This window comes from Phocaeicola abscessus CCUG 55929 (genome assembly GCF_000312445.1).
In the GTDB taxonomy this organism is placed as follows: Bacteria; Bacteroidota; Bacteroidia; order Bacteroidales; family Bacteroidaceae; genus Phocaeicola; species Phocaeicola abscessus.
In genome coordinates, this window is the sequence record NZ_HE997182.1 from 817,144 (window position 1) to 838,231 (window position 21,088).

Genomic DNA, 21,088 nt, shown 5'->3' on the forward strand with positions numbered 1-21,088 from the left:
ATACTCCGCCGAGCGAATCCGACAGCATTTTAGCGGACAGCAACAATTATACCTTAAAGGTTTACATGCCGAATACGGATGTAAACCTTTAAGGTTGTGGAGGGTACCGTTTACCGGTAGCGGGGAACTCGGATCTTACTTCTTAGCCCACCACAACGGAGTAAACACGTCATCCGGTCCTCCGAGCAATTGCACTGCCTGCTTGTAACCTTCAGGACTGCTGTTTTCTAAGCTCGACGGGAACTTCAGGCGTTGCGGAAAGAACTTCGTCGTCTGCTTCATGTAATTGGATGCGGTGAGGGTAGGCATCGTACGGATGGCTTGTTCCACGGCGGGAGTTTCAAAGAAAGGCAGACCTAATCTGCGCTGGTCGTTCCATGCTTCCAAAGGCAACCAAGGCATCTGGGCGATGTATTTCTGCGTGATAATCTTTGTCAGATGGTCATTCAAAGCCTTGCCGTACAGCGTTTCCGAAGCCACCGGATAAGTGTAGGTATAGGTAGATTCCGCTTTGGTATATCCGTCCACCATCTTCATGGTTTTGGTAGCTGCCGGTTCGGTCGTATGGTCCCATTTCACTGAAGTTCCTACGTTGTTGTAGTCTTCAGAAGCTAGATATGCATCTGCGAAACTGCTCACATTATGATAAGCGAAGCTCTCGCGTATACCTTTTTCATAAGCGGCTTTCGCTGTCATAGGTACGCTCCATCCTTTGAGAGCAGCCTCCGCCAACAGGAAGTAAGATTCCCAAGAAGCGAAGAAAATGCGCGAATTTTCACTTTTACGATATTTCAAAACCAAATGCGGAATAGCCCACGGCCAGTAGTACATCTTGTTTAGCGAACCTTTATCGCCCCATTCACCGCAAGCGCCGGTATTCCATGTAAACGTGGCGTCGAGTTCCACCAAACCGTCCTTATCGTCTTTGTCCTTCATTAGTTTACGTTTCACCACTTTGTGGTTCGAGTTCCATGAAGGATACTTACAATAGTTGGCATTATCGAAATCGCCGGGGATAGAGAACAGTGCATAGGCACGTGGGTCGATGACCTTATGCAAACCGTCGAACCAAAATCCCTTGGCCGGATCGTTCGTGGTCAGTGCATAATGATTGGCATAATGTACTCCCATATAGTCCGCAGGTTTGATGCGAGGCAGCAAGTCGGCTCTGTCTACAAGCTGTTGGTCTGATGTAATGCCGCCCAAACCGACGAGCAGGTTATTCATCGTGGCTGAAATAGGAAAATAGTCCCATTCGCGAGTCATGACGCCCGTCAAAGGATCCCAACCCGGTTGTTCCTTAACCGTGAAGTTATCACCGCTTTCGGCGATGTATGCGGCTTTCGCCGCTTCTTCAAATTCGGCTTTGGCCTTAGCCGCATCCACTTCAGAAAGACGCATGGCCAAACGCATACGCATGGAGTTGGCATACTTCACCCATTTGGAAAAGTTGAATTCATAGGCGCGGTCGCATTTTTTCTCATCCTCCTCAACCTTTACGTCGGTCTTTAGCTTGCTGACAGCATCTTTCAACTCGGCCAGCATAAAGTAATAAACATCCTTACAAGAGTTGAACTGAGGATTCTTGCCTGCAAAAGCTTCGATAGGCATAGCACCGAAACTATCGGTGAACTCGCTCATCAGATACACCCGCCAGATACGGGCCACCTCTTTCAGGTTGGGAATCACTTGGGCATCGTGTGCATTCAGTTCGCCTTTCAGTTTCTCTTCCGCCAAATTGATGGCCAGCACGATAGGTGACATCCAACCCGCATAATGTGAATAATAGTTACTAATCCAATCGTCGTTATATTCGCCGACCGCAAGTCCTCCGTTCGTGTTCGGATCTACTTGCCGTGCGGGTACCTGCCAGTTCAGCACGAAGCAACGTTCGGCCACTTCCGGATCCTGCTGTGTTTTGGTAATCGACTCATTAATGGCATATTCCACACGAACCTGTTCGAGATTGGCTGCCGTAGGGTTGGTATTTACTTCCTCGAAGTCGGAGCATGAAACCAACGTAAGTAGTCCAACGGGAAGTGCATATGATAGATATCTATAGTTTTTCATATTCGCAAATGTATTTAATTTAGAATCCAAAAGTAACATTGAACAGATAAGTGCGCGAAGTAGGCGAACTACCGTATTCAAATCCGGTAGCATTAGTACTCGTAGCATAAATAGATTCGGGGTCGATGCCGTTCATGTGGCTTTTCAGCATCCACACGTTGTTGCAGGAAACGCCTAACTTCAACTGTGTGAAGGGAGTTTTCTCCAGTTGTTTCTTGTTGAAGGCGTAAGAGAGTCCCAAGTTACGCAGACGAATGTTGGTAGCGCTGTAAATATTGATTTCGCCCACACCGAGGTTCCCTCCGGCCACGGCATTCCAATACTCCTGCGTAGTGATTTCGGTAGTATTCTTTTCATACTCTCCCTTATCATTCTTGAAGACACCGTCTACTACCATTTTGGGACGTTCGCCGTTGACTACGGTCTTGTTCGATGTACCTGTCACCTGCATCATCTGCTGAGTTCCCGAGAAGATATCACCGCCGAAACGCGAGTCAATCAGGAAGTTCAACGACCACCCTTTATAGTTAAAGGTAGAACTGATGCCCAACAAAGCATCCGGTTGCTGGTCGCCGATTTTCTGTTTTTCGGTAGTTGCCGTAGGCAGACCGTTTTGAGTAATCAGCTTGCCGTAGTAGGGAGAATTCTTATCGGTTACGCGCTGCAGCACCGTTCCCCAGATTTCTCCGTAGTTACCGCCGGCTTTAGCATACACCTGCAGGTTGTCGTAACCGCCCAACGGATAGAGATTGACCTCTTCGTTGGCTGTTTTATAAAGTTCGATGATGCGGTTTTTGTTGGCAGAGAAGTTCACCATCAAATCCCAACTGAAACCTGTACGCGTCTCTATCGGACGTGCGTTCACCATCAACTCGAAACCTTTGTTCTCTATATTTCCGGCATTGACCTTACGTTTTTCATAACCGGAAAGGTTATCCATCGGCAGATTGATAAGCTGACGGGTGGCATTCGATTTATACCAAGAGAAATCGAATCCCAAACGGTTATTGAAGAAACGGATTTCGGCTCCGAATTCCCACGACTTAATTAACTCGGAACGCACATTGCTGTTATAGAGTACTTTGTCTTGAGAAACAGTGGTCGTATTATCGGGTGCCTGACCGATGGTGTACGTATTGTAAAGTTGATAGGGTTCGAGTGAATTACCTACCTCGGCATACGAGCCTCTCAGTTTTGCATAAGTAAACCATTCGGGCAAGGGTTTGTCTATCTTCTCGAGCATGTCCGAGATGACCCACGATGTGGAGATAGACGGATAGAAGAACGAACGGTTCTCTTTCGACAAAGTAGATGACCAGTCGTTGCGGAACGTTCCGTCGATGAACAGGAATCCGTCGTAGTTGATTTGAGCAGTACCATACAGTGAGTTGATTTTCTTTCGGCTGAAGTCTTCTCCTACACTGACTTTCTCATTTGCATTGTTTACAGTGAACAAATCGGGAACTTTCAGCACGCCCGGACTGGTCGATATAGCACGACGACGACGTTCCATCAGGTTGCCGCCGAATGTGGCGCCTCCGCCCCATTTCCCGAACAGATTGTCCTTATGGGCGCTGACCAGAAAACTGTAGTTGTTTTCATAGAAGCGCTCTTGTTTAATGGAATAGGTGTTTTTCAACGAACTTCCCGAATAAGTTTTATTATCGTACTCGGTAAAGTACATATCCGATCCGGCTCTCAACTCGGCATCCAGCCAGGAAGTGAAGCGATATTTCAATGAGCCGTTCAATAAAAAACGGTCGCGCGTATCCCTGTTCAGTTTATGTTTTTCCATCCAATAGGGATTGATTTGCTGACTGCTGCCGTACCACAACATTTTGTTTTCTGCATTTGTCCCTGCGGAGAAGTCGCGAATGTCCATCGAACGGGGCAACAGATACATGGCCAAAAAGTTGTTAGAGTCGTTCTTACCGCTGATAGGTCGGTTATTGGCCTCGGAATTGATGTATTGTATCTTGGTATCGAATGTCCAGCGGTCGTCTTTGCCAAATGTAGAGGTAGCGCGTGCCGTGAGGCTGGTACGTTTCAGTTTGGAACTGGGAATTTTGCTATTGTCGTCCATACGGGTGAGCGACGTATAGATGGCAGTCTTATTGTATTGCTGGGTGAACGAAAATGTTTCTGTCAAATTGATACCGGTCTTGAAATAGTTGTCCACATTGTCGAACGAGCGCATGTGTACTTTCTGATTATTCCAGTTGGTGTATTCTTGTCCCGTGATTTTCGGTCCCCAGCTGGAACCGCTGTCTTTGTCGAACGTCTCGTTAGAACCTTGCCCGAATGAGTTTTGCATTTTGGGCGACATGAAGATGGTTTCGGCCGATACCGTTCCCGAAATCGTGATACCCAGTCCTTCGGTTTTACGTCCCGACTTGGTAGTGATGAGGATCACGCCGTTACCTGCACGCGAACCGTAAAGAGCTGCAGCCGAGGCACCCTTCAATACGGACATGGAAGCAATGTCTTCGGAACTGATATCCGAAATACCGTTACCCATATCGGCGGAAGGATTCCAGAAGTCGTTGTTGGCTGCTCCGGTGAAGTTTTCCATCGGAACACCGTCCACCACGATGAGCGGTTGATTCAGACCTGTCAACGAATTGTTTCCACGCAACTGAATTTTAGAAGAACTGCCGGGGCCGTTACCCGAACGGATAATCTGCAAACCGGACACCTTTCCGGAAAGGGCGTTGGCCACGTTGGTTTCGCGTGCTTGCAGGATATCACCGCCTTTTACTTCCTGCATGGAATATCCCAGCGCTTTTTTTTCGCGCTTGATGCCCAAAGCGGTCACCACCACTTCGTTGAGTTGTTGCGTGTTTTCTTTGAGTTGGAAGTTCAGGCGTTGTTCGCCGTTGTACTTTACGTTGAGCGTCGTATAGCCGATGTACGATACTTCGATGACGTCGCCCGTTTTGACGCCCGTAAGCGTAAACTCGCCGTTCATGTCGGTGACGGCGCCGTTCTGCGTGCCCTTTACCATCACGGTAGCGCCGATGATGGGGCCGGCCTCGTCGTTCACGACTCCTTTTACCGTCCGTGTTTGCTGAACGGTCTGTATTTCGTTTTCAGCAGCATAACTGCTGGAAAAGCAGGGAGTTACTCCTCCTATTATCCATAACAAGGGAATGGAGAGCACTTTTAGATAATCTTTTTTAATCATAGTGAAAACAGATTAGATTTAACAAAATATTACGGCTGCAAACATACAATAATATTCGAGGTCTATACATATCCGCTACGGTTTATATTGTATCTCAAACAAACATCTGTAACCTTTGCGAAAAGCTTTCCTATACGGTGGGTAACGTGACCGAATCGCGATACCTGCCCGGCGTTACCTTCATGATTTCGCGGAATACGCGCGTGAAGTGGAAGCGGTTGGAGAAGCCTGTCTTGGCGGTTATTTCTTCGATGCTCATGCTGGTGTGGGACATGAGCATGCAGGCGTAATCTATCCGTTTTCTCTTGACGTACTTTTGCAGAGAGAGTCCCGTTTCGTTCTTGAAAAGACGGGAAAAGGAGTTGGTAGCCATGCAGGCTTTGTCGGCCAGGAAGTTGTTGGAGAGGTTTTCTTCGCAATGGTTTTCGATATAGCGGATCGTTTGGGCGATACGGGCGTCGGCGGTGCTCGGTTTCCACAGGTTCTTGTCGACGCTCAAAAGCATTTCGCTGATTAATGTATGAATATGCAAAAACGCTTCCAAATTGAAGGCGGTCATTTGTTCGTCGACCGAGAGGTAGCCTTGCAGGTAGCCGATCTTGGTTTGCAGGTTTTCCGTTACTGTCAGAGGGAAGACGCCCGTCAGCGCATTGTCGTACGGGAATCCGAGGGAGAAGTGGATGAACAGATGTTCGATGGCCCCTTCCGCCAGCAGCAGTCTTCGGTTCTTTTCCGGCAGAGAGGCGAGGTCTCCGCCGTGCAGACAGTGTCCTCGAGAGGGGATGCTGTTTCCCTCGATGCGCGAACTATAGTCCGTATTGGGGGCGATGAGGTAGATTTTATCCGGTTCCATGCGATACGTCTTGGTCCGATATTCGATGATGCCTCCGGGACGGGTGTTGTGATAAATGCGCCAAAAGGGGAACGACAGGGTACTGTATTCCCAATTCTTCAGCCACCAGTATCTGCAACAATGTATCTTAATGGAAAGCCCGGGAAAATACTGTACTGTAGTGGAGGGATCTCCGGTAAATGGCGTTCTCATACGGCATGCATTGATTTTAAGATAACTGATGTAGTGAAATCGTTTCGAATGCCCACCCAGCAAGCCCATAGTTTGAAGTGTTTTTCATTTTCATAATTAGTTATAGGAATTGTTTTGCAAATGAAACGAAAAGATGGAAGAAAACAAAGAAAAGGGAAAGAAATATGTCCTTCGTCATCTTCGCAGCGCCGATGGCAGGGGCGTTCCGTGCTTCGCCGTTCGGATTCGGAAGGGATCTGATGGATGCGACGTGCCCGTGCGTCGAGAATTTCGTAGGCACGAAAGGGCGATTTCATAGGCATAAAAATTTGTTAACGTGCCTATGTTTACATTTTTTTATAGGCATGAAACGGGTACGTCTTTGCTACGAAAATCGACTTTCATGCCGGTTGCGCGGGAGACGACCGATTCCGTGGCCGGCCGGCGATTCGAGGATCTTCCGGCCGGTATCCTTATCGGTTTTCCGAAGCCTTCTGAGGGGATGAAACAAAAGCAGGCCGTCTTCTTGAGAGGACGGCCTGCTCGGTCTTTTCAGATGATTGTATCACTCACCCAGCGAAATAGCGCCGGAAGGGCATACCTCCGCGCACGTGCCGCATTCCGTACATACGGAAGGGTCGATCACATACTTTTCGCCTTCGGAGATGGCGCCTACCGGGCATTCGTCGATGCAGGTGCCGCACGCAACACAATCTTCGCCAATTACGTAAGCCATATTACCTTATATTTAAGAGTTAGTTATTACCCTGCAAATATAGCTCTTTTTTGCGTCGCGCGTGGCCGAATCCCGGGATTTGCCTCAATTTGTATTTGATCTAAATTAAGCCCGGTTCATTTTTTCTTCATTCGGACTTTCATCACTCCTACGAAAGCGCCGTGTTTCCCCATTTGCTGAACGGGGACGTCTACTCCGTCGGCATTCTTCACGGTTTCGGGTTCGGTGAAGTAGGTGTGTGAATGACCTCCGAGTACGATGTCCACATCCTTCGTCAGCGGGATCCAGTCGCAATCGCCATATTTTAGTCCTTTCCATCCCATGTGGGAGAGACAGATCACCAAATCGCACTTTTTGTCGTGCTTCAGCAAATGCGCTGTTCGCTGAGCGGCTTCGGCCGGCGGTTCGAACCGAATGCCTTCGCACTTGTCGGCCTGCACCAGTCCGTCCATTTCGGGGGAGAGGCCGAACACGCCGATTTTCAGTCCCTTGCGTTTCAATATGACGTATTCCTTGACCAGGCCTTCGAGGACGGTGCCCCGTACATCGTAGTTGGCGCAGACGATGGGGAAGTCGACCATTCTGAAGAGTCGGGCCATGTTATCCAAACCGAAATCGAATTCGTGATTGCCGATTGCGACCGCATCGTATTTCATCTCGTTCATCAATTTGAATTCCAATTCCCCTTTGAATATATTATAATAAGGTGTTCCCTGAGATATGTCGCCGCAGTCGAACAGCAATAGATCGGGGTGTTCCGCCCGCATCTGCCGGACAAACGTCGCCCGTCGCACATATCCTGCATTTCCTGCGATTTCCGGGTTGGGATCGGTCTTGGGTAAGGGTTCTATCCTGCTGTGCGTATCGTTCGTGTGAAGGATGAAAAGTTCTTTCGTCTGCTGTGCGGCCAGTGTCAGGCCGATGCAAACGGCTATGAGGAGAAATGTGAATCGTTTCATACGTTTGTTCAATCTTTGATGGTGGTTCTGCCTTCTATCTTCGCATTCACTGTCTTTCCCTGCTTCTCCATTGCAGTCACGTAATTCAGGAGGAGCTGCCGGATCTTGGCTCCCTTGGGCATGAGTTTGTCACTGTCCTTGAATTTTCTGAAAGTGTCCAAGTGATCATTTCCCTCTGCTAAGTAATCGATGGTGGAGACCGTGTAGGTCCGATCGTCGTCCAGTTCTTGTCCGCCCACTTTGGCGTCCAACAGCTTGCCATCCTTCGAAATCACCAGTTGCGCTCCGCTCAGCCCTTCGCCGTGTACCCGAGCCATATCTTCGAAGAGGCGGCGTACGTCTTTTCCCGTCATTTCTATGATACAGAGGGTATTCTCGAACGGAGTGATCTCGTAAATCGTTTCGAAAGTAATCTCTCCAGCCGGTAAGGAGGAACGGAGCCCGCCCATATTCATAATGCCGATATCGGCTACTCGACCGATATAGTCGGCGGTTGCGAAACGAAGGATATCGGCCGTCAGATTGGAGAGTTCGCTTTCCGGGCGTTTGACGGTGAGCAGATGGTCGCTATGTCCGATGACAGGCGACATCAGGCTGTCGACCGTCTTTTTGTACGGGGCCAGTAGGGTAAGTGCTTCCGGATCTTGATGGATGTCGTAGTTCGCATTGATCGTATATCGCCCGCCTTCGTACGAAGCCATCGAATAGTTGGCTTTACATCCGCAAAGAAGAAAGCAACAGCCTAAAACTCCTGCTACCGGTCGTAACTTTTTTATCAGTGCCATATCTTACATATTTTGTACAAAAGTAACTAAAACGAAGATATTTCGGCAAATAAATCGGGAAATTATTCCTGTTTCATAAAATCGACTCGTTTCATTGCCGATTCCGATTTATAATCTATCTTTGTATCAAAGGATAGACAGGATACGTTTGGCTATTCTTACCTTGTGCCGGATCCATCTGAATCGAATTTGTATTATTAACTTTCAATACCACTATGCAAAACAAAAAACGAAGGAGATTTCCACCTGAGATGCCTGTTCGGCGAACGCTTCTCAAATTATTGATCGCTTTTTACGGGTTGTACTTGTTTCCCTCTGAGGTTTTAGCGAACACGGATGTTCGCGCGGATAAAAATACGGATAGTCATATCGTGCAGCAAAAGCGGCAGACCGTAACGATCTCCGTCGCCGATGCCACAGGGCCGATCATTGGGGCCAATGTGCTGATCAAAGGGACGACAAATGGAGGCATTACCGATACGGATGGTGTCGCTACTCTCCACAACGTTCCGGTCGATGCAACGCTCGTCGTATCGTATATCGGTTATGCCACCCAGGAGGTGGCAGTCGACGCAAGGCGCTCCGTTCACATTGTGCTTGTCGAAGATACGCAGTTCTTAAAGGATGTGGTGGTGGTGGGTTACGGCTCTTTGGAAAAGAAGCAGGTCACTTCTGCGATCACCTCCTTAAAAGGCGGCGACATGCTGAAAGGCGTTGGCGGCGCCGATATTTCTACTGCTCTTCAAGGTAAGATTTCCGGCTTGATCATTGAAAATACGGGTGCGACCAATGCTGGGACCACGTTGCAACTACGCGGCATGACGTCTATTAATGCCGGACGTTCCCCGCTGATCGTGATCGATGGTTTTGCCGGCGGCGATATTCGTTCGGTCAATCAGGAAGATATTAAATCCATCGATATTTTGAAAGATGGTTCCGCCGGTGCGATCTACGGTACTCGTGCTGCGTCGGGCGTCATCCTGATTACTACGAAAAGCGGCAGCGATACGAATGGAAAAATCAAGCTAACTTACCACAATGAATTCACTCATCGTGTTGCGTATGGCAAGCCGAAAATGCTGACGGGACGCGAGTATGTGGCGCATCGTATCGGTACGGACTATGGGACGGATACCGATTGGTGGGATGAATTGTTAAGTAAAGACAATTTCTCTCAACGTCACCATGTCGCTTTGAATATCGGTACGGAAAAAGTAAAGATGTATACCTCTTTCTTCTATGAGAAACAAGAAGGCGTCGCCATTGGTGATGGACGCCAAGATTATGGCGGGCGCATCAATGCCGAGTTCAAACTGTTCGATGATTGGTTTGTTATCAGACCGTCTGCCGACTATCGCCAAACGGCACGTGATAACCGTATCCCTTATTTCCGTCAGGCTATGGCCAATAATCCGACACGTTCGCCCTACGACGCAAATAGCCCGACAGGCTATAACGTTTGGACCAATGAATCTTTGGATTATAATGTCTTGGCAGACAGCAAACTGTATGATTATTACGGCTTGGACAAGTGGTTTAAACCCGAAGTAAACTTGAAGCTGGATATAAAGGCCATCCCGGGTTTATCTTATGATCAGATTATCGGATATGAAAACCGCCAATGGGAAAATCATGCGTATAGGACGAGATATCACCGCGACGAATTGGAAGAAAGTCGTAATGGCAGCGCCTATTTGGGATTCAGCAAGATCGAGAATTTGACTTCGGAAGGTTATTTTACCTATATCCGTGAATTTGAAGGTGGACATAACTTGAATGCGGTCGCAGGTTATTCGTATTTTGAAACCAACGGAGAAGGTTTCGACATGAGAAACTACAATTTTTCTGTGGACAAGATAAAATATTGGGATATCGGGCAAGGTACTTATTTGAGCGATGGAAAGGCCTCCATGAGCTCGAGCAAAAGTATTACGGAACGCTTGTTCGCTTTTTTCGGACGTTTCAACTATGCGTATAAAGACAAATATTTGGCAGGCGCTTCTCTGCGTCACGAAGGATCTTCGAAATTCGCTAAAGACAACCGTTGGGCAAATTTTTGGTCGGTGAATGCCGGATGGCGTATCTCGCATGAAGATTTCATGAAAAAGCTAACTTGGATAGACGACTTAAAGTTCCGTGTTGGCTATGGCGTTACGGGTAACAATGACTTCAGCGCGTCTTACATGGCTAACATGTTAGGTTCCGATACATTTTGGATGTTGCCTTCCGGAGAATGGCAGAAATCATACGGAAAGACACAAAACGTCAACCCGAACTTAGGATGGGAAGAGAAAAAAGAATGGAACGTCGGAATCGATTATGCATTCTTCAATAATCGCCTTTACGGCAAATTCGATATCTATCGTCGTAAGGTAGATAATATGCTCTATAGTGTACATGTTCCTCAGCCTCCTTATACACAAGATTCTCAATGGCAGAATATCGGTAGTATGGAAAATAAAGGATGGGAATTCGAAATAAGCGGAGAGCTTATCCGCAACAAAAATCTAACCTGGACATCAAGTTTGAACCTTTCACATAACTCCGGCAAGATTCTTACTTTGTGGGGAGACAATACCTATTATAACGGAAACGGCTTTCCCGCCCCGGGATCACCGGGAGATGCCGCCCGCATGGAAGAAGGTTCTCGGATCGGTGCTTTCTATCTGTGGAAATTTGCCGGATTTGATGAAAATGGAGCCTTCCGGCTCTACAATAAAGACGGAGAAATTATTCCCGCAACCCAGAAAACCGAACTGGACAAACGATACCTGGGCAATTACATGCCGATGCTAATCGTCGGGTGGAACAATACCATCACTTGGAAAAATGTCGATTTCGGTATATCTCTACGTAGTTGGATCGATTTTGACGTTTATAATACATTACCTATGTACTATGGTATTCAGGGCATGGGGAATATGAATCTCCTAAAAGACGCATATTCCAAGTATGACCACATCAGGGGCGAAAAACAAATCTGCGACTATTATTTGGAAGATGGAACGTTCCTGAAGATTCAGAACGTCACCATTGGTTACACTGTTCCGATGAAGAAATATACAAAATGGATCGATAGCATACGCATTTATTTGACGGGAAACAATGTAGCGACATTCACCGGATATTCAGGATTGAGGCCGGACGTGAACATTACCGGTTGGGACCAAGGTACGGATAAAGTTTGGGAAGTTTACCCTCAAGCACACATATATACGCTCGGAATGCAATTTAATTTCTAAAAAAAACGATATGAAAAGCAAGAATTTACTACATATTATTGGCGGAATTGTCTGTACGTTGGCTGCCACATCTTGTAGCCTCGATCCGGAATTCTATTCCCAGGTGGTTCCAGAGACCTTCTATAGTTCGCAAGATGCTGTTTGGCAACGTTTTTATCGTCCCTTTACGCATTGGCGCTGGTATGTGGGGCATAACGAGAACCGCTGGATGCTCCAGGAGTTAGGGACGGATGAATTTTGCCTTCCTACTCGCGGCAGCGACTGGTATGATGGTGCTAAATATCAAAAGATCCATCATCACGAGTATACTTTCGATATGGCATGGATCAACGAAGGATGGCGCCTCCCGACCATGGGCGTCGCTCTGGCATGGGATGCATTGGAAGATTTGGCGGAAATAGATTTTGATAAACTTAAATTTGAACAGGGCACTCGCGAATCCATGCTTGCTCAACAGACCGCACTGGTTGCCTCTTTCTATCTGGACGGTTTGGATTGTTTCGGCGGCATGCCTCTTTATACGACTACCCGTGATGCTGTCAAAGGGCGTTCTACCGATGTGCAAACATTTAACTTTATCGATTCTTTGCTAAACGAAGCGATTCCGAAATTACCTGTAAAGCAGGAATTGGGCGGAATGGAGAACGGTTCTATCAATCGGGCTGCCGGCGTCGCCTTGAAAATTCGTTTGTACTTTAATGCTGAAGCTTATATCGGTAAAGCCATGTATGCGGAAACTGCTCAGTTGTGTCAGGAACTGATCGAGGGAACCTATGGAAACTATCAACTGGATAGGGATTATCGCGATATTTTCGGATTCGACAATGAGAAGAGTAAAGAAATCATTTGGAGCGTTCCTAGCGAAAACAATAAATTGGAATCTGACGGTACTCATTGGAGTTATATGGTTCCTTATAACTATAAAAACTATTTAGGTGGTCTGGAAGGTTCCGGTTCAAACAATGGCATCGGTCTGATTCCGGGGCTTGACCCGACGGGTAAGCGTTATTCTTATAAATTGGGAGGGATCTATCAGAAGTTCCATGATCAAGATGTGCGTAAACAGAACTATGTTTACGAAGGTGACGGAAAATATCAAGGCATATTTATCGTTGGGCTATTGCAGGATCCTAATAATCCAGAACATACATGTACGGGGAGTCGCGAATATAAGGGGCAGATCATTGATGAAGTAGACCAGGTTGCTTACCTCTCTAAAATTGGACAGGCGGAATACCCTACGGCAGAATCACTCCCTTCAACGATCGGTACTGCCGAAGAGAATTCCTGTGTTCGGGTAGTCAAGGTAAGTCCGCGTCCTTCGCAGACGGATGTCAAGAAGAAATTCAATCCCGATATACCGTTCATTCGCTTGACCGAAATTTACTATACATGGGCAGAATGCAAGATGCGCACGGGCGATAAGGCCGGTGCGGCCGAGTTGATAAATAAGGTTCGCGCTCGTTACTTCGAAGGCAAAGATGATCCGGATCCTGTTACTGTAGAAAATATAGACAAATACCGCATGCTCGACGAATGGGCGGAGGAATTCGTCGCAGAAGGACGACGCCGTACGGATTTAGTCCGTTGGAATGCTTACGTTACCGAAGATTGGTGGGATCATAAAGCTACCAACAAGGCAAACTTGAACAGATTTCCCATCCATTACAGCGTGATGGGGGCGAACAACTTGCTGGAGCAGAATCCGGGGTATTGATCCGTAACGTATAGATTATGCCCTCGTGATTTATATATGGGTCTTTTTCGTTAATGTACCGGTCCTTATCGGGAGAAAGGCAAGGAACAATGCTTATCGAGTGGAAGAAATAAAGAAAAGAACCGGCATGATGAAAAAAGATGAAGATTAATTTGGCGAGGAAGCAAGAAAATGGTAAATTTGCGCCGCTTTCCGCGTAATCGCTGTCAAGAAGAGTTACTTGATATGTTGCGTTGGTAACGATAAACAATTTGATTATTAAAGTATAATGGTGGATTTAATTAAAGTTGCAGAAGAAGCATTTGCTACAGGTAAACAGCATCCTTCTTTTAATTCGGGGGACACTGTGACGGTGGCATACCGTATCGTTGAAGGTACCAAGGAACGTATACAGCAATATCGGGGTATTGTCATTAAAATTTGCGGACACGGGGGAAAGAAACGTTTTACCGTGCGCAAAATGTCAGGGACTATAGGGGTAGAACGTATATTCCCGCTTGAATCTCCAGCTATCGACAGCATTACTGTCAACAAGATTGGTAAAGTTCGTCGCGCTAAATTGTATTATTTACGTAAGCTTACCGGAAAGAAAGCCAGAATTCAGGAAAAGAGAATCGTTTCAAAGACTGAATGAGCTTTCGTTCATCCGTATAAAAAGGAGCACTTTAACCGAAGTGCTCTTTTTTATTGCCTTTATCCGCCCCATGTCTTTGCTGGATACGTCGACCAACGCCGACGATGACGTTCGGAATCTGAACGTTTACGTCCCTCAACCTATCCGATGAGGTCTCCAACCTATCCAATGACGTTCGATAACCCAAACGATGAGGTTCCCAACCTGAACGACGAGGTTCGGAACCTAAACGTTTACGTCTCATAACCTATACCATGGGGTCGTATAACCTAAACGGTTCTATTTTTAACCTCAACAGGTAGGTTACCTAACCTCAACGACGGGATTCGAAACATCGTTGCCGGCACTTTCTTTCGTATGCCTGATTGGTGACTTCGTTGATCTTCCGGCGAGACGTTAAATAGATGGTGCGATGTTTGGAAACGGAAGAACATAAAAAAAGGGTCAACGCTTTGACCCAACCTTTTATTAACCTTAAATCTAATACTATGAAAAACACATTGCAAAGGTACGATTCTTTGAATACGCTGCAAATAATTCGACTTAAAAGTTATGTTATATAACATACTTTAATGTTTGCGCCCGGTTTATTAAAGGTTTTTCCGGTCTAACGACGCAAATGTTAAATTTTTATTGCGTGTCAGACAGATGTACGTAGCCGTATGGAAGCAAAATTAAATGATGAGAGAAAAAGTCGATCTATCTTCTTCAAACCTTTAAAAGTGAATAAATGCTAATATAAAGCTCTCTTTTGTTATGATCATTTAAAATATGGGTATATTTTATGTTGAAAAACATATTTTTAAGGAAAAGGTATTATCTTTGTGTCGTTAAAAGAGAAAGAGATAAGATTAAAGAGATGTTTAATCAGTTCTCCAAACGGGAGAACACAAAATGAAGTAATTATGAAAACAAACAGAATTAACGAGATTGAACAATTGCAGTATCAGTTAAATCGATACAAGACGATGAGGAAAGGAGCTGTCTGTCAATCATTGCAAATGAGGCTCCATAAACTTTTGAATCAACAAGCCAAAGTAGGCTGTTTTTAAGTGAAGAACATTAATTTAATATCATAGATTGGGAGGGAAGACATTTCGTTTCCCTCCTATTTTTTTCTCGGCACCGTCCCGGCCTTATCTGTCATTTACACCCACCTTTTCTACATCGTCGGTTTCAGCAGTTCCGTTGCATTCTTGATGCCGAGCCGGCGTTTCAAGTTCTTGCAGTAGATTTTGATGATTTCGACGCTGAGGAACTTTGGTCAGTGATGAGACGGAAAAGGAAATCCCTACAGATGAAACCTCTGTTTACGTCGAGAACATTGCTTTTGTCAATGCCGAGATTTCGGCATAGGTAAATCTTTCGGTACATCAAGACGAATGGACATTCGTATCGAGTTTGCTCATAAAAAGGGGCTGTCCTCCTTTTCGGTTGGCAGCCCCTCGCAGAGAGTAAACTTTTAAGAGAGAGAATTATTTAGTGTACATCTGTTCGCGTGTCCCACCACACCTGTTTCCCCCACACATAGTCTTCTATACCAGCGGCTGCAGCGGTTACATTCGTTTCATTGAAATTATACTGATTGCTCGGATACGGAAAGCGGAACGGCACATCATTGTGAATCCCTTTGAATTTACTACGCGCGCCGGGATATCTGGGCCATTCGATTGTGGTAATCGTATTGTCTTTATTTTTTCTGTACTCTATGCCTGTTGTGGTATGGATGTAGGTCGGATAACCTGTTCGGCGGTATAGTGACCAGGCTTCCAGGTTTTCTTTAAACATAGCTACCCACGATTCGAAATAGAGTTTTTCAAAGGTGTTATCCCATTTCCCGGGGCCATCGAGGTAGGCTTGAGCGTCGGAATCGGATACTTTATTTTCTTCCATCGACAACTTGACGCCTGTCTGATAGGCTTTTTCTGCGCTCATGGGGGTAGTCCAGCCTCGCAACGCTGCCTCCGCCATCAAATAATATACATCGCACGCTTTAAAGATAGGCGAGAACCCGGCGGGTTCATCGCGATAGATTTTGCCTAAGCGGGAGATGGCTGCACGATTCGGAGGGTCGTTGAAAGCGCCGTTCTCATAGCCCCGATATTCGCTGTCCGATACGGCTGGATGCGCCACAGAAGCAATGCGCGGATCATTCATGGCTTTTAAGTGATCGATGAAGATATCGGCCAAGCCGTGATCATCGCGGCCGGTATACTGATTGTCGTACCACGGTTCATAGTAATTGCCCGAGCCTTGCCACCAGAAGATAGCAGCCTGGTCGTTGTTTTTGAAAACCGGATATTGGATCGGATTGCCAAATACTTCGTTGCATACGGATTGCGCTGTGGCTGTATCGACATTGACCATGCGCATGGCGATGCGAACTCGTAGAGAATTACACCAACATTGCCATTTCGACACATCTCCATTGTAAAGAAAGTCGCCTGCACCTAATTCGTCGGAGCCTTTGCCGGCAGCCCAGTTGTCGGCCACCGTCTTCAAATCAGCCAAGAGAGCTTTCATAACGGATTCTTGCGAATCATAAGGAGTCTGAAGAATATTTCCCTTGTCTGGAGCGCCTTTCCATGCTTGTGAATAAGGAATATCGCCGAAGGCATCTGTACACATAAACATGATATAGCTCTGCCATATTTTGCACGCATTGCGCATGTTCTTGAAAGCTTCAGCATTTTCTTCCGTTTTATCGAGGATATCCTGTAGCTGTGTATATCCCCAATAGGAATTGTACCAGCGGTTGCCGTAGGTATTGTTCGTTGGGATATAGCTCGAATAATCGTCCAAGTACTGAATCTTCGCGATGTAGCCTGCCCACGCGCCTTCGTCCAGCGAGGTACCCCACTGTTTCATGCTTTGAGTAATGACGTATCCTAATTGGTTGGTATAAGGTACGCTACTGAACGCATCCGGGTCACTGTTGATTTCGTTGAAATCGTCCGTGCAGCCTGTTGTAAATAAACCAAATGATAATATTAATGTTTTATATAAATTTTTCATGTTCGCTATTCTCCATTAAAATGTTAAACCTAATTTGAAGCCGAAATTGCGTGAGCCCGGCGTGGAAGCTTGTTCGAAGCCCACGCCGCGGCTGTCTGAAGAGACACCGCCGGTTTCGGGATCGAGACGCAAGGTATTCGACTTGTCTACCCACAGCAATGCCAGGTTGGTACCGATTAAAGAGATGGTGGCATGTTTAAGACAGTTGGTTTTCCGAAGCAGAGATGGGGGAACAGTCCATGTAACGTATGCTTCGCGAAGTTTTAAGAAAGAACCGTCGAATACATAAGTTTCATTACAACCATATTTGTTGAACCAGCTGTACGCATCCGTCGCAATGGTGTTTTTTACCCATTTGCCGGAAGCATCTTTCATGACGAAACGTTCGTTTGTTTGTACATCGATGCCGCTTATGACATCTCGTTCGCGAATGCCGTTTTTTACCGTCTCGGCAGCAGTGCCGGCCTGATATGAATGAGCCATCGACTGCGACCAGATATCGCCGCCTTTGCGGAAGTCAAGCATAAAGCCGAAGCCGAAATCTTTAATCTTAAACTCATTGCGCCATCCTATCAGATAATCGGGGGTTACATTACCGATAACCGTATTGGCCATGGTTAGAGGTGCACCATTGGCATTTACTTTAATCGCTCCGAGTTGATCTTTGGTAGCGATGTTGTCTGTCACGTCTTTTTCCGTCACACGGGCGTAACCGGTCCCGACCAAGTCGCCCCATTTCTCTCCCACGATCGCCTGCGTGGCAATTCCCCATGTCCAACCTATCTGATATTTTTGCAATAGAGGTTTACCGGTTTGGGGATCGTTATACAAGTATTTGACTTTGCTTGCATCTTTCGCAAAGTTCAAGGTAGACGTCCAGTTTAAGCCTCTCTTGTTTCGGAAAATGTCCGCACGAATCTGGAGTTCGAGTCCTTTGTTGTCGATTCGGCCGGCATTGATCAACATGGAACTGAAGCCTACGGTATTCGAGGTGGTTACTTCCAGAATTTGATCTTCCGTCTTTTTCTGGTAGTAAGCGATATCCATGTGTAGCCGATCTTGGAAGAGGCCGAGTTCTGTTCCTATTTCCCAGGTAGTCACTTCTTCGGGTTTCAAATTATAGTTAGGATAGACATAACTCTTATACATTTGCGAAACTCCATTGAAAGAACTCCTATAGGCATAGTAGTAATAGCTGTTACGGTAAGCGGTAGTAGCGGAACCGACTTGCGCCCAACCTGCCCGGAATTTTAAAAAATCGAGTACGGAACCTTTCAGATTTTCGAACGAAGCGGTCGGAATCCAGCTTACGCTTACCGAAGGATAGAAAAAGTCGTCTTTAATCGTCGAGTTCCAGTCGTTTCGTGCGCTGGCATCTACGTACAACTGATTTTTCCATCCTAACGAGAAGTTTCCGTAGAGAGAGTTGGAACGAATATGACTGTGATCCATCTCTGCCACCGCATCGCCTATCTTATTGGCCATCGTATAGACGCCGCGGACGGTCAACGCGTTGGCCCCCATTTGGGTCCATTCCCAGTTCACATCCCAGTAATTGGCACCTAGAATACCTGTCAGGTTGAAATCGCCGAATGTTTTATAAGCAGAGACAATGAAATCTGCATTGAATTCGGTATTTTTGGTATTGCTTTGATAGAATGCGCCTTTGGGATAGTCGCCGCGGTCCATATAATGTTTTTCGAACGTTTTTGAATCGTAGAAATCTATCCCGATGCGTCCTTCGAGTTTCAACCAGTTGAACGGTTGATAGTACAGGGAGGATTTTCCGAAGATACGGTCGCGTTGATAGCTGTTGGTATTCATATTCACCGTGAAATACGGATTCATGTGGTAATAATCGATCCAGTTATAATAAGTATAGTTTCCTATAGCGTCGCGCTGGTCCCAGTTCGCTTTCAGCGTTCGCATATCGATTTGTCGGCCCGACCAGGCAATCAATGAATTGATAGGATTGTTTCCGTATCCTTGTGTGATTAGGTTATCGCTCTTCGTGCGGGTGTAATTGGCTGCCATGTCGAACCACACCTGATTATTCAGTTTCATGGCGGTGTTGAATTGTCCGGAATATCTTGTCTGATCGGTGTTGGGGACGGTTCCCGTTTGTTTGCGGTACGAGAGAGAAGCACGAGTGGTCATCTTTTCGCTGTTGGCTTGCACGGAAATGATATGGTTTTGAGTTACACCGGTCTGGAAGAAGTCTCTGACATTATGGGGGTGCGAGACCCAATCGACGGCCTCGCCATTACTGTCGTACTGAGTCAGTTTCAGACCTTTGTCCAACCTCGGTCCCCACGATTCGTCATAACCGTCGTTGATATGGTTGGCATAGTCGAAGCCGTAGGTTCGGGCGTATTCCTGATAATTCATCTCCGGATGAGTATTTCGCCAGTGCCACTCGTCGCCGTCATGGCCTTGCCCGTAGGCATTCTGAAGTCTGGGGATATTGGCGACCCGATCAAAAGTAAGGTTCATATCGTAAGAGATGCTAACCCCGTTGTTGGCTTTTCCCGATTTGGTGGTGATCAGGATAACGCCATTGCCGGCGCGCATGCCGTAGAGGGCTGCGGATCCGCCTTTCAATACGGAGACGGATTCGATATCTTCTGGGTTGATATCGTTCAGGCCGGATCCGTAATCCACGCCATTGTATGTATTGTCGCCCGTGCGCTGCGTATCGTTAGAGATAGGAATCCCGTCGACCACGATCAAGGGTTGTTGATCCCGGTTCAATGAACCGTTGCCGCGGACGGCGATTCGCGAAGAGGCGCCGACGGATCCACCGAACTGATTGATCTGCACGCCGGCGATTTTACCCGACAATGAATTGGTAACGCTTGCACTGCCTGCTTTCGTAAGTTCGTCGGCCTTCACTTCCTGAATGGCGTACCCTAACGATTTCTTCTCGCGCGAGATGCCCATCGCGGTTATTACCACTTCGTCGAGCACTTTATCGTCGGATTTCATCATGATTGTCATCTTTTCCGGTGCAATGGGCACTTCTTGCGTTTGTAACCCTACATACGAGACAATCAACATTTTGGCCGAACTCGGCGCGCTGGGAATGGTAAATTCTCCGTCTATGTTGGTGATGGTGCCTACCGTAGTACCCTTGACCAATACGGATGCGCCGATCACAGGTTCGCCACTGTCTTCCGAGATTACGACGCCAGTCACTCTGCGCGTCTGCGCCGTTAGTATTTCCGCTCCTAAAAACAAACAAATTAATACATACAATACTTTTTCTTTCATAAAAACTCTCTTTTAATTAACGTAAATTGTTCCCCCCTGTCCTCTCAGTCATATGATTAGTTCCATTATAGCGGATGTAAATATACACACTAAATAATAAATCAAAACAAAAATAAAGAGAAAAATAACAATTTTGATAAAATTTGTACGAAAAAGAGAGATTTTGTTCTTTTGAAGTGAATAATCATAAATTATGGCTCTCTTTATTGACGTCCGACAACGTGTCCGGATAGGTCTCCTAACGTCGACGACGGGGTTCATCGACCTCATCGACGGAATAAATAACCCCGACGGATAGGTTGCCCAACGTCAACGAAAGAGTTCTGGACGTCAAATTTGACGTCCAGCGACATATCCGGCGAGGTTCGGAACCTCAAATTTGACGTCGATCAACGTATCCGGACACGTTCTCCAACCTCAATGGCGAGGTTATTTATTCCGTCGATGAGGTC

General features: G+C 46.5%; 11 protein-coding genes. 3 read left to right on the top strand and 8 right to left on the bottom strand.

All coding sequences use genetic code 11. The annotated features are described in order from the left end of the window. Positions 1–135: 135 nt before the first annotated feature. The 6 genes from BN102_RS03290 to BN102_RS03315 all read right to left on the bottom strand — a co-directional run bounded on the left by BN102_RS03290 (position 136) and on the right by BN102_RS03315 (position 8,758). Positions 136–2,070, bottom strand: a complete 1,935-nt coding sequence (locus BN102_RS03290; protein ID WP_036787169.1) for a SusD/RagB family nutrient-binding outer membrane lipoprotein — start codon at positions 2,068–2,070, stop codon at positions 136–138. Between the two features lie 19 nt (positions 2,071–2,089). Beyond that, complete coding sequence (locus BN102_RS03295) at positions 2,090–5,254, bottom strand: SusC/RagA family TonB-linked outer membrane protein (RefSeq protein WP_019207652.1); 3,165 nt, start codon at positions 5,252–5,254, stop codon at positions 2,090–2,092. 130 nt (positions 5,255–5,384) lie between these two features. Continuing rightward, the gene (locus BN102_RS03300; protein ID WP_036787172.1) at positions 5,385–6,299 is read right to left on the bottom strand and encodes a helix-turn-helix domain-containing protein; all 915 of its coding nucleotides are present in this window, start codon (positions 6,297–6,299) and stop codon (positions 5,385–5,387) included. A gap of 544 nt (positions 6,300–6,843) precedes the next feature. Beyond that, the gene (locus BN102_RS10680) at positions 6,844–7,014 is read right to left on the bottom strand and encodes a 4Fe-4S ferredoxin (protein ID WP_019207655.1); all 171 of its coding nucleotides are present in this window, start codon (positions 7,012–7,014) and stop codon (positions 6,844–6,846) included. 116 nt (positions 7,015–7,130) lie between these two features. Then, positions 7,131–7,973 carry a bifunctional metallophosphatase/5'-nucleotidase gene (locus tag BN102_RS03310; protein WP_019207656.1) on the bottom strand — a complete coding sequence of 281 codons (843 nt, stop codon included), beginning with the start codon at positions 7,971–7,973 and terminating at the stop codon, positions 7,131–7,133. Positions 7,974–7,981: 8 nt separating this feature from the next. Continuing rightward, a complete protein-coding gene (locus BN102_RS03315) occupies positions 7,982–8,758 on the bottom strand; it encodes a 5'-nucleotidase C-terminal domain-containing protein (protein ID WP_021312288.1) in 777 nt (258 codons plus the stop codon). A gap of 215 nt (positions 8,759–8,973) precedes the next feature. On the opposite strand from BN102_RS03315, the gene BN102_RS03320 reads away from it, so the two are divergent. The 3 genes from BN102_RS03320 to rplS all read left to right on the top strand — a co-directional run bounded on the left by BN102_RS03320 (position 8,974) and on the right by rplS (position 14,351). Then, positions 8,974–12,000 (top strand): SusC/RagA family TonB-linked outer membrane protein, encoded by a 3,027-nt coding sequence (locus BN102_RS03320; protein ID WP_019207658.1) that lies wholly within the window; start codon positions 8,974–8,976, stop codon positions 11,998–12,000. Positions 12,001–12,010: 10 nt separating this feature from the next. Next, positions 12,011–13,717: a RagB/SusD family nutrient uptake outer membrane protein gene (locus BN102_RS03325; protein ID WP_021312241.1), complete on the top strand. Its 1,707-nt coding sequence runs from the start codon at positions 12,011–12,013 to the stop codon at positions 13,715–13,717. Between the two features lie 271 nt (positions 13,718–13,988). Further along, positions 13,989–14,351 carry a 50S ribosomal protein L19 gene (gene rplS, locus BN102_RS03330; RefSeq protein ID WP_035456870.1) on the top strand — a complete coding sequence of 121 codons (363 nt, stop codon included), beginning with the start codon at positions 13,989–13,991 and terminating at the stop codon, positions 14,349–14,351. Positions 14,352–15,830: 1,479 nt separating this feature from the next. Here the strand turns inward: rplS and BN102_RS03335 are convergent. After that, complete coding sequence (locus tag BN102_RS03335; protein WP_019207662.1) at positions 15,831–17,366, bottom strand: SusD/RagB family nutrient-binding outer membrane lipoprotein; 1,536 nt, start codon at positions 17,364–17,366, stop codon at positions 15,831–15,833. A gap of 15 nt (positions 17,367–17,381) precedes the next feature. Continuing rightward, positions 17,382–20,636, bottom strand: coding sequence for a SusC/RagA family TonB-linked outer membrane protein (locus BN102_RS03340; RefSeq protein WP_019207663.1), 3,255 nt, complete (start codon positions 20,634–20,636; stop codon positions 17,382–17,384). Positions 20,637–21,088 lie beyond the last annotated feature (452 nt).